Source organism: Streptomyces sp. NPDC051963 (genome assembly GCF_044593495.1).
Lineage (GTDB): Bacteria > Actinomycetota > Actinomycetes > Streptomycetales > Streptomycetaceae > Streptomyces.
In genome coordinates this window covers 191,974-206,230 of record NZ_JBIUCC010000004.1, presented here as the reverse complement: position 1 = coordinate 206,230, position 14,257 = coordinate 191,974, and the positions used below count along the sequence as shown (strand labels likewise).

Here is a 14,257-nt window from a genome sequence, read left to right as displayed (position 1 = left end):
CGAGGCTTACTTTCGACCCTCTACGGCAGTATCTACGGGCGTAGAGGCTCTGACGTCCCGTCGAAGGAGCAGCTCATGGCCAACGTCGTTCGTGCCGCCCTGGTCCAGGCCACCTGGACCGGCGACACCGAGTCCATGGTGGCGAAACACGAGGAGTACGCCCGGGAGGCGGCTCGCCGGGGCGCCAAGATCATCGGCTTCCAGGAAGTCTTCAACGCGCCCTACTTCTGCCAGGTCCAGGAGCCCGAGCACTACCGCTGGGCCGAGCCGGTACCCGACGGGCCGACCGTGCGCCGGATGCAGGAGCTCGCGCGCGAGACCGGCATGGTGATCGTCGTCCCGGTCTTCGAGGTCGAGCAGTCCGGTTTCTACTACAACACCGCGGCCGTGATCGACGCCGACGGCACCTTCCTCGGCAAGTACCGCAAGCACCACATCCCGCAGGTCAAGGGCTTCTGGGAGAAGTACTACTTCAAGCCCGGCAACGTCGGCTGGCCGGTCTTCGAGACCGCCGTCGGCAAGATCGGCGTCTATATCTGCTACGACCGCCACTTCCCGGAGGGCTGGCGACAACTCGGCCTGAACGGCGCCCAGTTGGTCTACAACCCGTCCGCCACCTCGCGCGGTCTGTCCGCCTACCTCTGGCAGCTGGAGCAGCCCGCGGCCGCCGTCGCCAACGAGTACTTCATCGCCGCGATCAACCGGGTCGGGCAGGAGGAGTACGGGGACAACGACTTCTACGGGACGTCGTACTTCGTCGACCCGCGCGGCCAGTTCGTGGGGGAGGCGGCAAGCGACAAGGGCGAGGAACTCGTCGTCCGCGACCTCGACTTCGACCTGATCGAAGAGGTGCGGCAACAGTGGGCCTTCTACCGGGACCGTCGGCCCGACGCCTACGAAGGGCTGGTGCAGCCGTGACCAAGGACCTGCTGGGGCGCCACCGTGCCGTCCTGCCCGACTGGCTCGCCCTCTACTACGAGGACCCGCTGGAGATCACGCACGGCGAGGGACGGTACGTCTGGGACGCCGCGGGCAACCGCTACCTCGACTTCTTCGGCGGCATCCTCACCACCATGACCGCGCACGCCCTCCCCGAGATCACCAAGGCGGTGAGCGAACAGGCCGGGCGGATCATCCACTCGTCCACCCTGTACCTCAACCGGCCGATGGTCGAACTGGCCGAGCGGATCGCCCAGTTGTCCGGCATCCCGGACGCCCGCGTCTTCTTCACCACGTCGGGCACGGAGGCCAACGACACCGCGCTGCTGCTGGCGACCACGTACCGCCGCAGCAACACCATCCTGGCCATGCGCAACAGTTACCACGGCCGCTCCTTCAGCTCGGTCGGCATCACCGGCAACCGCGGCTGGTCCCCGACCTCGCTGTCCCCGCTTCAGACGCTGTACGTCCACGGCGGCGTCCGCACCCGAGGTCCCTACGCCTCACTCAGTGACAGCGAGTTCATCGCGGCGTGCGTCGAGGACCTCAAGGACCTCCTCGGCCACACCCGTCCGCCCGCCGCACTGATCGCCGAACCGATCCAGGGCGTCGGCGGCTTCACCTCCCCGCCGGACGGCCTGTACGCCGCCTTCCGCGAGGTGCTCGGCGAGCGCGGCATCCTGTGGATCGCCGACGAGGTGCAGACCGGCTGGGGCCGCACCGGCGATCACTTCTGGGGCTGGCAGGCACACTCCCGGAGCGGTCCGCCCGACATCCTCACCTTCGCCAAGGGCATCGGCAACGGCATGTCCATCGGCGGCGTCGTCGCCCGCGGCGAGATCATGAACTGCCTGGACTCCAACTCCATTTCGACGTTCGGCGGCACTCAGATCACCATGGCCGCGGGGCTCGCGAACCTGACGTATCTGCTGGAGCACGACCTCCAGGGCAACGCCCGGCGGGTCGGCGGACTGCTCATCGAGCGGCTGCGGGCGGTCGCGGCGCAGGTTCCCGGCGTACGGGAGGTGCGTGGCCGCGGGCTGATGCTCGGCATCGAGCTGGTCAAGCCCGGAACGGACCAGGCCGACCCGGAGGCCGCCGGCGCCGTGCTGGAGGCGGCCCGCGCGGGCGGGCTGCTCATCGGCAAGGGCGGCGGCCACAACACCAGCGCCCTGCGCGTCGCCCCGCCACTGTCCCTGACGGTCGCGGAGGCCGAGGAGGGCGCCGCGATCCTCGAACACGCTCTGAGGAGCACCCGGTAGCACGGACCCGAGCAAGGGATCACGCCATGACCACCACCCCGGAGACCTCGGGGACCCTGGAACCCGCCCTGTCGGTCCGCCAGGTCCTCACCCTGGAACGGGTGCTCGCCGGGGAGCCCGAGGTGGTGGCCGGCGCGAGCCAGCTCGACCGGCCCGTGCGCTGGGTGCATGTCGCCGAGGCCGCCGACGTGGGTGTGATGCTCAGCGGCGGCGAGATGGTGCTGACGACGGGCGTGCTGCTGGCCGGGGACGAGGACAAGCAGGTCGAGTACATCAGGTCCCTGCACCGCGCGGAGGCCGCGGCCGTGGTCCTCGGACTCGGCCGCGCCTTCCCGACCCCGCCGGACGTGATGCGCCGGGCGGCCGAGCGGTGCGCCCTGCCGATGGTCGTGCTCCATCGCCCCTTCCCCTTCGCCGAGTTGACCGAGGAGGTCCAGTCCCGGCTCGTACGGCGGAAGTTCGCCGCCGTCAGCCTCTCCGAGGCGGTACGGACCGCGCTCACCGGACTCATCACCGCGGGCGCGCCGCTGCAACGGCTGCTCGACGAGGTCGCCCAGCACAGCGCCTGCCCGGTCGTCGTCACCAACCTCGCGCACCGCGTCCTCGCCACGGCGGGGGAGCGGCCCGCGGTGGACGACGTGCTGCGCGACTGGGAGCGGATCGCCCGGCAGGCGGGCGGGAGCGAGGGCGACGGCTGGATCCGCGCCGAGCTGGGCGGGCGCGGGGAGCGGTGGGGGCAGATCATGCTCTGCGGGTACCGCGGGGACACGGCCGCCGGACGGCTGCTCGCCGACCGCGCCGCCGAGGCCCTCGTGCTGCACCGCATGCTCGGCGGCGGCACCGCGCACTCCTGGGAGGAGGAGTCGGCGCAGGGGCTGCTCACCGACCTGGTCAGCGGTGTCGTACCGGCCAGGCAGTTGCTGCCCCGGGCGCGGGCGGCCGGGCTCCCGGTCAACCGGCGGACGTTCGTGCCGCTCGTCGTGCGGGACGGCGATCCGGCCCAACTCGACCGTATGCTCCGCCTGTTGGGGCTCGCGGGCCTGGTCGCCGAGCTCGCCGACGGCGCCACCGCCGTGCTGCTCAGCCTGGCCAGGGACCAGGACGCGGGCGTGCTGACGGCGCACTTCGCGGCGCGGCTGCGAACCGAGTCGGGCGAGTCCGTGGTCGCCGCGGCCGGTCCGCGGACCGCCTGGGACGACGTACCCGCCGGACTGCGCGAGGCGCAGCACGTCGCGGACGCCGTGGCCGACTCCTCGGCGGTCCTGGACCTCCCGGCCGTCGTACGCCTGAAGGACGTCCATCTGCGGGGCCTGATCCGGCTGTTGCGCGACGACCCGCATGTGCAGTCCTTCGCGGAACGGGAGCTGGACGGGCTGCTGTGCGAACCGGAGGAGGACCTGCTGGCGGTCCTGCGTACCTACCTCGCCTCCGGCCGCAACAAGTCCCGCACCGCACAGCTCCACCATGTCTCACGGCCCGCGCTGTATCGCAGGCTGGAGGCCATACAGGGGCGGCTCGGCGTCGACCTCGACGACTTCGAGCAGGCCGCCTCGGTACACATCGCACTCCTGGCGCATGACGCGCAACAGAGCTGAAACATGGAACGACCTGGGAAAACGGTGGTGAAACATGGGCCCACGCGAGGGTGACACCGTGCCACGCCGGACCCCCGCAGACGTGACACGGTGCAACTCAATCCGGATCTCCGGACTTCCTAGGCTCGCCGCACACCGAGCGACCGGAGGTCCCGATGAGCAGAGTGATTCGTGCCGCCCTCTTCCAGACCGCGTGGACGGGCGACAAGGAGTCGATGATCCAGGTGCACGAGCAGGCGGTGCGCGACGCGGCCGCGCAGGGTGCTCAAGTCCTGTGTTTCCAGGAGCTGTTCTACGGGCCGTACTTCTGCCAGGTCCAGGACAAGGCGTTCTACGAGTACGCGGAGGCGGTCCCGGAAGGGCCGATCGTCAAGCGCTTCCAGGCGCTAGCCGAGGAACACGGCATCGTGCTGATCCTGCCGATGTACGAGGAGGAGCAGCCCGGCGTTCTGTACAACACCGCCGCCGTGATCGACGCGGACGGCTCGTACCTCGGCAAGTACCGCAAGCACCACATCCCGCAGGTGCCGGGATTCTGGGAGAAGTTCTACTTCCGTCCGGGGAACAGCGGCTGGCCGGTCTTCGAGACGGCCGTCGGCAGGATCGGCGTCTACATCTGCTACGACCGGCACTTCCCGGAGGGCTGGCGGGCGCTGGGTCTCGCCGGTGCCGAGATCGTGTTCAACCCGTCGGCCACCTCGCGCGGCCTGTCCGCCTATCTGTGGCAGCTGGAGCAGCCTGCGGCGGCCGTCGCCAACGAGTACTTCGTCGGTGCGATCAACCGGGTGGGCGTCGAGGAGTACGGCGACAACGACTTCTACGGCACGACCTACTTCGTGGACCCGGAGGCCCAGTTCGTCGGCGAGGTGGCCAGCGACAAGGAGAGCGAACTGGTCGTCCGCGACCTGGACATGGCCAAGCTGCGCGAGGTCCGCGACCGCTGGCAGTTCTACCGCGACCGCCGCCCGGACGCGTACGAGCCGCTGACCGCACCGTAGACAGCAGGCCCCCCGCGTCCCCTCGGGGGCGCGGGGCAGCGTCCGGCCACACGACCCGCACCTACCCACCACAACCCAGCGGAGTGTCATGAGCAGCCGTACCGTCATCCGCGGTGGTCTCGTCATCACCGCGTCCGACGAGATCCACGCCGACGTCCTGATCGAGGACGGCCGTATCGCCGCCCTCGCCGCATCCGGCACCCCGGCCGCCGAGGCCTGGACCGCCGAGCGGGTCATCGACGCCACCGGGAAGTACGTGATCCCGGGCGGGGTCGACGCCCACACCCACATGGAGCTGCCGTTCGGCGGCACCTTCGCCTCCGACACCTTCGAGACCGGCACCCGGGCCGCCGCCTGGGGCGGTACGACGACGATCGTCGACTTCGCCGTGCAGAGCGTCGGGCACAGCCTCCGCGAGGGCCTCGACACCTGGCATGCGAAGGCGGAGGGCAACTGCGCCATCGACTACGGCTTCCACATGATCGTCTCCGATGTGAACCAGGAGACGCTGAAGGAGATGGACCTGCTGGTGGAGGAGGGGGTGACCTCCTTCAAGCAGTTCATGGCGTATCCGGGCGTCTTCTACTCCGACGACGGCCAGATCCTGCGGGCCATGCAGCGCTCCGCCGAGAACGGCGGACTGATCATGATGCACGCGGAGAACGGCATCGCGATCGATGTGCTGGTCGAACAGGCGCTGGCGCGCGGGGAGACCGATCCGCGCTATCACGGCGAGGTCCGCAAGGCCCTCCTGGAGGCCGAGGCCACCCACCGCGCCATCAAGCTCGCGCAGGTCGCCGGTGCGCCCCTGTACGTCGTGCACGTCTCGGCGACGGAGGCGGTCGCCGAGCTGGCCCGGGCGCGCGACGAGGGGCTGAACGTCTTCGGGGAGACCTGCCCGCAGTATCTGTTCCTGTCGACCGACAACCTCGCCGAGCCCGGCTTCGAGGGCTCGAAGTACGTGTGCTCCACGCCCCTGCGGCCCAAGGAGCACCAGGCCAAGCTGTGGCAGGGCCTGAGGACGAACGACCTCCAGGTCGTCTCCACCGACCACTGCCCCTTCTGCTTCGTCGGCCAGAAGGAGCTGGGCCGGGGCGACTTCTCCAAGATCCCCAACGGTCTGCCGGGCGTCGAGAACCGTATGGACCTCCTCCACCAGGCCGTCGTCGACGGGCACATCAGCCGCCGGCGCTGGATCGAGATCGCCTGCGCCGCCCCGGCCCGGATGTTCGGCATGTACCCGAAGAAGGGCACCATCGCGCCGGGCGCCGACGCCGACGTCGTCATCTACGACCCGCACGCCGAGCAGGTCATGTCCGCCCGGACGCACCACATGAACGTCGACTACTCGGCGTACGAGGGCAAGCGCACCACCGGCCGGGTCGAGACGGTCCTCTCGCGCGGCGAACTCGTCATCACCGAGCGGGAGTACACCGGACACGCCGGACACGGCGTCTACACCCCGCGCTCCACCTGTCAGTACCTCAACTAGGAGTGGCGCACATGGACTTCGGACTCGTCCTGCAGACCGACCCGCCGGCCTCGAAGGTCATCAGCCTGATGAAGCGGGCCGAACGCAACGGCTTCACGTACGGCTGGACCTTCGACTCCGCCGTGCTCTGGCAGGAGCCGTTCGTGATCTACAGCCAGATCCTCGCCAACACGACGAAACTGACGGTCGGCCCGATGGTCACCAACCCGGGCACCCGCACCTGGGAGGTCACCGCCTCCACCTTCGCCACCCTCAACGACATGTTCGGCAACCGCACCGTGTGCGGCATCGGCCGCGGCGACTCCGCGATGCGCGTCGCGGGCCGCACCCCGAACACCCTCGCCCGGATCAGCGAGGCCATGAAGGTCATCAGGGCGCTCGCCTCGGGCCAGGAGGCGGATCTGGGCGGCACGGTCGTCAAGTTCCCCTGGATCAAGGAGGACGCCGAACTCCCGGTCTGGATGGCCGCGTACGGGCCGAAGGCCCTGAAGATGACCGGCGAGGAGGCCGACGGCTTCATCCTCCAGCTGTCCGACCTCTACCTCACCGAGTACATGGTGAAGGCCGTCAAGGACGCCGCCGTCGCCGCCGGACGCGACCCGTCCGAGGTGAAGATCTGCGTCGCCGCCCCCGCGTACGTCACCGAGGACGACTCCCCGGAGGCGCTCGCCCACGCCCGCGAGCAGTGCCGCTGGTTCGGCGGGATGGTCGGCAACCACGTCGCCGACCTGGTGTCGAAGTACGGCGAGCACTCTGCCGCCGTACCCGACGAACTCACGGAATACATCAAGGCCCGTGAGGGGTACGACTACTCGCACCACGGGCGCAGCGACAACCCCGACACCAAGTTCGTGCCCGACGAGATCGTCGATCGGTTCTGCATCATCGGCCCGGTCGAGAAGCACATCGAGAAGCTCGACGCGCTGCGTGCGCTGGGCGTCGACCAGTTCGCCGTCTACGACATGCACGACGCGCAGGAGGCCACCATCGACGCGTACGGGTCACAGGTGATCCCCGCCGTCAACGGCTGACCCGAGTACGCACGACCACCGCTCGACTCCCCGTCCCCCCCACTCCAGTTCTCCCCTCCCCGGCCGTCCCCGGGGAGGGGGCCGGAACCCCGCACGGCCTTTCCGGACCCACCCCTCATTGATTGGCCTGCCCATGACCGACACCGCTCCCACGGCCATACCGCCGTCCTCTCAAGTCACCCTCGCCGACGGCCGGGTGGAGATCGCTCCGGACGCCCCCGTCCCGAGCGGCCCCTACGCCAACGAGGACCTGCTGCCGGTTCCCGTCGAGAAGCGCACCTGGACCACGTACAACTTCTCCGCGCTGTGGGTCGGCATGGCCCACAACACGGCCTCCTGGACCCTGGCCTCCGGTCTGATCGCGGTGGGCATGGACTGGAAGCAGGCGGTGTTCACCATCGCCCTGGCCAATGTGATCGTGCTGGTGCCGATGCTGCTCACCGGGCACGCGGGCCCGAAGTACGGCATCCCCTTCCCGGTCTTCGCCCGTGCCTCCTTCGGCATCCGCGGCGCCAACCTCCCCGCCGTCGTACGGGCGTTGGTGGCGTGCGGCTGGTTCGGCATCCAGACCTGGATCGGCGGCGAGGCGATCTACTTCCTGGCCGGAAAGCTCATCGGCAACGGCTGGAGCGACGCCGGGAAGATCGGCGGCTACGCCTGGACCATGTGGCTGTCGTTCGCGATCTTCTGGGCGATCCAGGTCGCGATCATCTACCGGGGCATGGAGACGATCCGCCGCTTCGAGAACTGGGCGGCGCCCTTCGTGATCGTCGGCGCGCTGGTGATGCTGATCTGGATGAGCAACAAGGCTGGCGGCTTCGGCCCGCTGCTCGACCAGCCCTCCAAGCTCGGCTGGGGCGGCGACTTCTGGAAGCTGTTCTGGCCCTCCCTGATGGGCATGATCGGCTTCTGGTCCACCCTGTCGCTGAACATCCCGGACTTCACCCGCTACGGCAAGAGCCAGAAGGCCCAGATGTGGGGCCAGGCGCTGGGTCTGCCCACGACCATGACGCTGTTCGCGTTCCTGTCGGTGATGGTGACGTCCGGCTCGCAGGCGGTGTACGGCGAGCCGATCTGGAACCCGGTCGAGCTGGCGGCCAAGACGGACAATGTGGCGGGCCTGCTGTTCGCGCTGGTGACCGTGCTGGTGGCGACGCTGTCCGTGAACGTCGCGGCCAACCTGGTCTCCCCGGCCTTCGACTTCTCCAACATCGCGCCCCGCCGGATCACCTTCCGGGCGGGCGCGCTGGCCACCTGTGTCATCGGTGTGCTGATCTTCCCGTGGAAGCTGTACTCCGACCCGGAGGGCTACATCTTCACCTGGCTCGGTCTGGTCGGCGGGCTGCTCGGCACGGTCGCCGGCATTCTCATCGCCGACTACTGGATCCTGCGCCGCGGCAAGCTCGACCTCGTCGACCTGTACCGCCCCGGCGGGCGCTACTGGTACGAGGGCGGTTGGAACTGGCGGGCCGTCGTCGCCTTCGTGGTCGGCGGTGTCCTGGCCGTCGGCGGCGCCAGCTTCGCCCCGTTGTTCGACGGTCGGCCCATCCCGGCGCTGTCGTCGCTGGCCGACTACGGCTGGGCGGTGGGCCTGGGCACCTCGATGGTGCTGTACCTGGGCCTGATGCTGCTGCGCGGTCGGGAGAAGGCGGCCGGCTGACCGGAGTCGGAGGACGGTCAGCTCTTCTGGCCGTCCTCCAGCGTCGCCACCGCGTCCTTGGCGGCCTTGATGGCGCCCTTGTTGATCTCGTCCGTGCTGGGCGCCTTCTTCGACTCGAAGTCGCTGCCGTTGTACGTGATGACCACCAGCGCGTTGGACGAGCGGACCACCACGACGCCCTCGCGGGTCTGCTGCTTGTCCTCCGTGGTGAGGTTCACCACGGAGTAGCCCGCCTGACCCACTCCGGGGACCTCGCCGCCGCCACTGTCGTCCGATATGCGTTCCTTGTACGACTTCTCCGCCGCCGCCTCCGACTCCATCACCTCGAAGGACACGTCGAGCCAGCGGTAGTCGTATCCCTTGAGGGCGTTCCAGGAGCAGGTGCGGCGCACCTTCGAGTCCGTGGACGCGATCTCCTTGCCGGCCGTCTTGGCGCCGGGGACCAGGGACTTGACCGTCTTCTCGGGCACGCTCTTGCACGGCGCGGGGGCGCCGTCATACGCCTTCGACGCCGCCGAGGTGGCGGGTGCGGTCGGCGACTGGGACCCGTTGTCCTGGCCGGCCTTGTTCTCGGCGGCGGGCGCCGAGGGGCCGGACGACAGGGCCCAGCCCGACACGGCGAGCACGGCGACCGGCGCCAGACGCGCGGACAGGGTGAGCGGCAGAGGTAGCGAACGCACAGCGCACTTCTCGTGGGGGACGGTGCGGACGGGGGTCCGCACTGCGGACGGGACGCCAGTGTCACACGAGTCCCTGTGGGCCGGAAGCGAAACTTCGCTCCGTGCCTGTGCGGTGACTCGGGCCAGGGCAGTTGGGTGCGCTATGCGTGCTTATGAGCGCGCACGCGATCGACGCCGGGTTCGCCGATCTGAGAGTGGCGGCGCCGCCCGCCCCGACGGCGCGCCCGCCCTGGTCAACCGCAGCGGCTGCCGCGCCGGTGCGGAACGCCGCAGCCTCGGCGGCGAGGGCGAGGGGCCGGCCGCCGCCTTCCTCGCAGCCGGTGCGGAGACCGTAGTCGCCCCGCAGTGGCCGGTGCGCGATGACGCGGCCTTGCGCTTCGACGAGCTGCTGTACGGCCAACTCGGTCGCCCGGGAGCGCAGTTGACCGATGCCGTGCGCGGAGCCCAGCTGGGACTCATGGCAGACTCCCGCTTCGGGCATCCGGGACTGTGGGGTGCCTTCGCCATGCTGGGCGGACTCCGACGAACCACCGAGGAGGGGAGCCGATGGGCGCCTCCGGACAGCCCGAGGACCACACGGACACGCCGGACGAGGAGAAGGTCCAGCCGGACGACTTCCGCGCCGTGGACCGCGACGGCTACGCCACACCCGCGGCAACCGGGCTGCCCGGCTGGTCGCTGACCGCCCTGATCTTCGAGTGCCCCGAGCACGGTGAGGAGAAGGCCGTGGACTACTACGACCCCGCCGAGCCGCCGCGCTGCACCCGGGGCGACCTCATGGTCCGGAAGCCGTAGTGAACACGCTGCTCGAAGTCGGCCTGGGCGGCGCCGAACGCCTCCTCGGGTCCCGGTTCCTGCTCGCCGTACTGCTCCCGGTCCTGCTGGCCGCCGGCGCCTCAGGGGCGGTGGGCCTCGCCGCCACCGGTCACACTCCGGCGGACGCGCTCAGGGCCTGGCAGGACTACGGCGCGTCCGGTCAGCTGATGGCGGCGCTGTGGATCGTGCTCGGCCTGGTCGGCGCCGCATATCTGCTCGCCCTGTTCCACCTGCCGGTACTGCGGGCGCTCGAGGGCTACTGGCCGGACCGGCGGGCGCTGCGCGGGATCCGGCGGCGCCGTACCGACCGGCAGCGGGACCTGGCCAGGGCGGGCTGGGCCAGGGTGGCGGAGCTGCGTGCGGCGGGCGAGCACACCTGGGCGTCGGCGCTGTCGGGCCACCTGCTCAGCGTCTACCCGCCGCCGACCCGGCTCGCGGAGGGCTGCCTGCCGACGGCGCTGGGCAACCGGCTGCGCGCCGCCGAGTACTACCCGCTGGAGCGCTACGGCATCGACGCGGTCGTCGTCTGGTCCCGGCTGTACCCGCTGCTCGCGCCGGAGGCGACCGGCCGGGTCGCCGCCGCCCGCACCGCCCTGGACGCCGGTGTGAGCCTGCTCGGGCTGTCCGCCGTCTTCGGCACCGTCTGGCCCCTCGTCCTCCTGGCCCGGGGCGGGCATCTTGCGCCGGCCGGGCTCACCCTGCTGGCCTGGCCGGTCGTATGGGCCGCGCACCGGGCGACCCTCCAGGCCGCCGGCGCCTACGGCGAGGAGGTACGGGTCGTCTTCGACCTGCACCGGCATGCCCTTCTGCGCCATCTGGAACTCGCCGTACCCGCCGACCTCGGGCAGGAACGCCGGCTGTGGGACGAACTGGCCCAGTTCTACCTGCGCAACCTGCCGGTCACGGCGGCTCACCCGGACCCCGGCGGAGCGCAAGTGCGATAGTCGGGGGGACGGTTGATCGTTCCGGCACGGTGAGGTGGCACGCTGCATGTTCACGACCCGACCCACACTCCAGGGCACCTTCGGCATGGTCTCCTCCACGCACTGGCTGGCCTCGCAGTCGGCGATGGCCGTCCTGGAGGACGGCGGCAACGCGTACGACGCCGCCGTGGCGGGCGCCTTCGTGCTGCATGTCGTCGAGCCGCATCTCAACGGGCCGGCCGGTGAGGTGCCGATCCTGCTCGCGCCGGAGGGCGGCGAGGTGCGGGTGCTGTGCGGACAGGGGGTCGCGCCGGCCGGGGCGACGGTCGCGCACTACAAGGGGCTCGGTCTGGATCTCGTACCCGGGACGGGCCCGCTGGCCGCCGCCGTGCCCGGGGCGTTCGACGCGTGGATGGTGCTGCTGCGCGACCACGGCACCAAGTCCCTCGACGACGTCCTGAAGTACGCCATCGGGTACGCCGAACACGGCCACGCGCCCGTGGAGAACGTCGGCGCGACCGTGGAGACCGTACGGGAGCTGTTCGAGACGGAGTGGACCTCGTCGGCGGAGGTGTACCTGCCCGGCGGCCGGGCGCCCCGGCCCGGTGAGCTGCTGCGCAACCCCGCCCTCGCGGCCACCTGGAAGCGGCTGCTCGCCGAGGTCGCCGGGGCCGGGGACCGACACGCGCGGATCGAGGCGGCGCGCGAGGTGTGGCGCTCCGGGTTCATCGCCGAGGCGTTGGTACGGCAGGCCGCGCGGCCCACCATGGACACCAGCGGCGAGCGGCACACCGGCACGCTCACGGCCGCCGACCTCGCCGGGTGGTCCGCGACGTACGAGGCGCCGGCGACGTACGACTGGAACGGCTGGACCCTGTGCAAGGCGGGCCCCTGGAGCCAGGGCCCCGTCCTCCTCCAGCAGTTGGCGCTGCTCCCGCCCGAACTGCCGCCCTACGGCTCCGCCGACTACGTCCATCTGCTCGTCGAGGGCTGCAAGCTCGCCATGGCCGACCGGGAGGCCTGGTACGGCGACGCGGCCGAGGTGCCGCTCGACGAGCTGCTGTCGGCGGACTACAACGCCACCCGGCGAGCGCTCGTCGGTGACAAGGCCTCGTACGAACTGCGGCCCGGCAGCCCGGGCGGGCGCACTCCGCGACTGAGCACGCACGCGCGCGTGGTGGTCACCGACGCCCCCGGGTTCAGCCCGATGGGCGCCGGCGAGCCGACCGTCGCCAAGGGGCCCGCGTCCCCCCTCCCCGGGGAGCCGGAGGTCGGCGCCGACGGCACGACCCGCGGCGACACCTGCCACCTGGATGTCGTCGACCGCTGGGGCAACATGGTCGCCGCCACGCCCAGCGGCGGCTGGCTCCAGTCCAACCCGGTCGTGCCCGAACTGGGCTTCCCGCTCGGCACCCGGCTCCAGATGACCTGGCTCGACGAGGGCCTGCCCAACTCGCTCACCCCGGGCCGCCGTCCGCGCACCACCCTCACACCGTCCATCGCGCTGCGCCACGGGGTGCCGGTCATGGCGTTCGGCACGCCCGGCGGGGACCAGCAGGACCAGTGGCAGCTGCACTTCTTCCTCGCGGTCGCCCTGCGCGCCCGCGTCCGCGGCGGCCTCGACCTCCAGGGCGCGATCGACGCCCCGAACTGGCACAACGACTCCTTCCCCGGCTCCTTCTATCCGCGCGGTATGCGCCCGGGCAGCGTCACCGTGGAGTCCCGGACGGACGGGGAGGTCGTCGAGGGGCTGCGGGAGCGCGGGCACGACGTGACCGTGGGCGACCCGTGGTCGGAGGGGCGGTTGTGCGCGGTCGCACGGGATCCGGAGAGCGGCATTCTGTCGGCGGCGGCGAATCCCCGGGGGATGCAGGGGTACGCGGTGGGGCGCTGACTCCCGAAGAGGGTTGTTCATCCCGATTCCACCCGGGGTACATGGGGCGGGCGGGGATTGTCAGTGACGCATGCTCTCATGGAGGCATGATCGAAGACACCGAAACCATCGACGAGTTTCTCACGCGTCACTCCGCGGACGTGGAAGAAGCGGTCCGCGAGGCGGTCGCCGCCGAGATCATGCCGCGCTTCCGCCAGCTGGCCGCGCACGAGGTCGACCAGAAGAGCGGCCCGCACGACCTGGTGACGGACGCCGACCGCAAGGCCGAGCAGTACCTCACCGAGGCACTCGGCAAGCTACTGCCCGGCTCGGTCGTGGTCGGCGAGGAAGCGGTGCACGCCAACCCCGCGACATACGAGGCGATTCAGGACGACGCCCCGGTCTGGATCGTCGACCCCGTCGACGGAACACGGCAGTTCGTGCACGGCGACGCCGGCTTCTGCACTCTGGTCGCACTGGCCCGGCGCGGAGTGGTGCTCGCCTCCTGGACGTACGCCCCCGTCCGTGACCAACTGGCCACGGCCGTGCGGGGCGGTGGCGCCTTCCTCGACGGCGAGCGGCTGCACGCCGGACCTCCCGCCCCCGGCCGGGACCTGCGCGTGGCCACCTCCCACCCGGACTACACGACGGACGAGCAGAAGCGCTCGCTGCTCGGTCTGTGGACGGACGGCGTCGCACCGCGCGCCTGCGGCTCCGCCGGACTGGAGTATCTCGCCGTCGCCCGCGGCGAGTTGGACGCGACGGCCTTCTCCTGGGAGGCCGCCTGGGATCACGCGGCGGGCCTGCTGCTGGTCGAGGAGGCGGGCGGCGCCCATCGCACGCTCGCGGGGGAGCCGTTCCGCATCACCGGCGGGAACACACTGCCGTTCACCGCGGCACGCGACGAGGCCACGGCTCGCCGGGTCGTGGAGCTGCTGTCCGAGCCGTACCCGTGGATCCAGTGACGACGCCATGACCGGCTCCGTCC

The 14,257-nt window shown here is 70.8% G+C and carries 12 protein-coding genes and 1 pseudogene; 12 read left to right on the top strand and 1 reads right to left on the bottom strand.

The window, feature by feature from the left end:
- Positions 1–75 precede the first annotated feature (75 nt).
- From ACIHFB_RS17690 to ACIHFB_RS17660, 7 genes are all read left to right on the top strand, one after another.
- Positions 76–918, top strand: a complete 843-nt coding sequence (locus ACIHFB_RS17690) for a nitrilase-related carbon-nitrogen hydrolase (protein WP_400127271.1) — start codon at positions 76–78, stop codon at positions 916–918.
- Entirely contained in the window at positions 915–2,201 is a 1,287-nt protein-coding gene (locus ACIHFB_RS17685; protein WP_365273965.1) for an aspartate aminotransferase family protein, read from the top strand. Before ACIHFB_RS17690 ends, ACIHFB_RS17685 begins: the two co-directional genes overlap by 4 nt.
- Positions 2,202–2,227: 26 nt before the next feature.
- Entirely contained in the window at positions 2,228–3,796 is a 1,569-nt protein-coding gene (locus ACIHFB_RS17680) for a PucR family transcriptional regulator (protein ID WP_400127270.1), read from the top strand.
- A gap of 155 nt (positions 3,797–3,951) precedes the next feature.
- Positions 3,952–4,794 (top strand): nitrilase-related carbon-nitrogen hydrolase, encoded by an 843-nt coding sequence (locus ACIHFB_RS17675; protein WP_365273959.1) that lies wholly within the window; start codon positions 3,952–3,954, stop codon positions 4,792–4,794.
- 88 nt (positions 4,795–4,882) lie between these two features.
- Positions 4,883–6,286, top strand: coding sequence for a dihydropyrimidinase (gene hydA, locus ACIHFB_RS17670; RefSeq protein WP_400127269.1), 1,404 nt, complete (start codon positions 4,883–4,885; stop codon positions 6,284–6,286).
- An 11-nt stretch (positions 6,287–6,297) separates the two neighbouring features.
- Positions 6,298–7,317: a TIGR03842 family LLM class F420-dependent oxidoreductase gene (locus ACIHFB_RS17665; protein ID WP_400127268.1), complete on the top strand. Its 1,020-nt coding sequence runs from the start codon at positions 6,298–6,300 to the stop codon at positions 7,315–7,317.
- A 133-nt stretch (positions 7,318–7,450) separates the two neighbouring features.
- Complete coding sequence (locus ACIHFB_RS17660) at positions 7,451–8,977, top strand: NCS1 family nucleobase:cation symporter-1 (RefSeq protein WP_365273950.1); 1,527 nt, start codon at positions 7,451–7,453, stop codon at positions 8,975–8,977.
- 17 nt (positions 8,978–8,994) lie between these two features.
- On the opposite strand, the gene ACIHFB_RS17655 is transcribed toward ACIHFB_RS17660, so the two are convergent.
- Positions 8,995–9,657, bottom strand: coding sequence for a hypothetical protein (locus tag ACIHFB_RS17655; protein ID WP_365273947.1), 663 nt, complete (start codon positions 9,655–9,657; stop codon positions 8,995–8,997).
- Between the two features lie 142 nt (positions 9,658–9,799).
- Between ACIHFB_RS17655 and ACIHFB_RS17650 the strand changes: the two are divergent.
- The 5 genes and pseudogenes from ACIHFB_RS17650 to ACIHFB_RS17630 all read left to right on the top strand — a co-directional run.
- Positions 9,800–10,111 (top strand): annotated as a pseudogene (locus ACIHFB_RS17650) (CHAT domain-containing protein); the annotation flags it as partial.
- 92 nt (positions 10,112–10,203) lie between these two features.
- On the top strand, positions 10,204–10,452 hold the full coding sequence (locus ACIHFB_RS17645) for a hypothetical protein (protein ID WP_365275137.1): 249 nt from the start codon (positions 10,204–10,206) through the stop codon (positions 10,450–10,452).
- Positions 10,452–11,417, top strand: a complete 966-nt coding sequence (locus ACIHFB_RS17640) for a hypothetical protein (RefSeq protein WP_365273944.1) — start codon at positions 10,452–10,454, stop codon at positions 11,415–11,417. Before ACIHFB_RS17645 ends, ACIHFB_RS17640 begins: the two co-directional genes overlap by 1 nt.
- 46 nt (positions 11,418–11,463) lie before the next feature.
- A complete protein-coding gene (locus ACIHFB_RS17635; RefSeq protein WP_400127267.1) occupies positions 11,464–13,290 on the top strand; it encodes a gamma-glutamyltransferase family protein in 1,827 nt (608 codons plus the stop codon).
- Positions 13,291–13,376: 86 nt separating this feature from the next.
- Positions 13,377–14,234: an inositol monophosphatase family protein gene (locus tag ACIHFB_RS17630; protein ID WP_365273938.1), complete on the top strand. Its 858-nt coding sequence runs from the start codon at positions 13,377–13,379 to the stop codon at positions 14,232–14,234.
- The last annotated feature ends 23 nt before the right edge of the window (positions 14,235–14,257 follow it).

What these genes read in the sequence shown, in the direction of transcription:
- ACIHFB_RS17635 (WP_400127267.1), top strand. Translation starts at nt 11,464, where the DNA reads ATGTTCACGACCCGACCCACACTCCAGGGCACCTTCGGCATGGTCTCC.
- hydA (WP_400127269.1), top strand. Translation starts at nt 4,883, where the DNA reads ATGAGCAGCCGTACCGTCATCCGCGGTGGTCTCGTCATCACCGCGTCC.
- ACIHFB_RS17680 (WP_400127270.1), top strand. Translation starts at nt 2,228, where the DNA reads ATGACCACCACCCCGGAGACCTCGGGGACCCTGGAACCCGCCCTGTCG.
- ACIHFB_RS17675 (WP_365273959.1), top strand. Translation starts at nt 3,952, where the DNA reads ATGAGCAGAGTGATTCGTGCCGCCCTCTTCCAGACCGCGTGGACGGGC.
- ACIHFB_RS17660 (WP_365273950.1), top strand. Translation starts at nt 7,451, where the DNA reads ATGACCGACACCGCTCCCACGGCCATACCGCCGTCCTCTCAAGTCACC.
- ACIHFB_RS17630 (WP_365273938.1), top strand. Translation starts at nt 13,377, where the DNA reads ATGATCGAAGACACCGAAACCATCGACGAGTTTCTCACGCGTCACTCC.
- ACIHFB_RS17645 (WP_365275137.1), top strand. Translation starts at nt 10,204, where the DNA reads ATGGGCGCCTCCGGACAGCCCGAGGACCACACGGACACGCCGGACGAG.
- ACIHFB_RS17690 (WP_400127271.1), top strand. Translation starts at nt 76, where the DNA reads ATGGCCAACGTCGTTCGTGCCGCCCTGGTCCAGGCCACCTGGACCGGC.
- ACIHFB_RS17665 (WP_400127268.1), top strand. Translation starts at nt 6,298, where the DNA reads ATGGACTTCGGACTCGTCCTGCAGACCGACCCGCCGGCCTCGAAGGTC.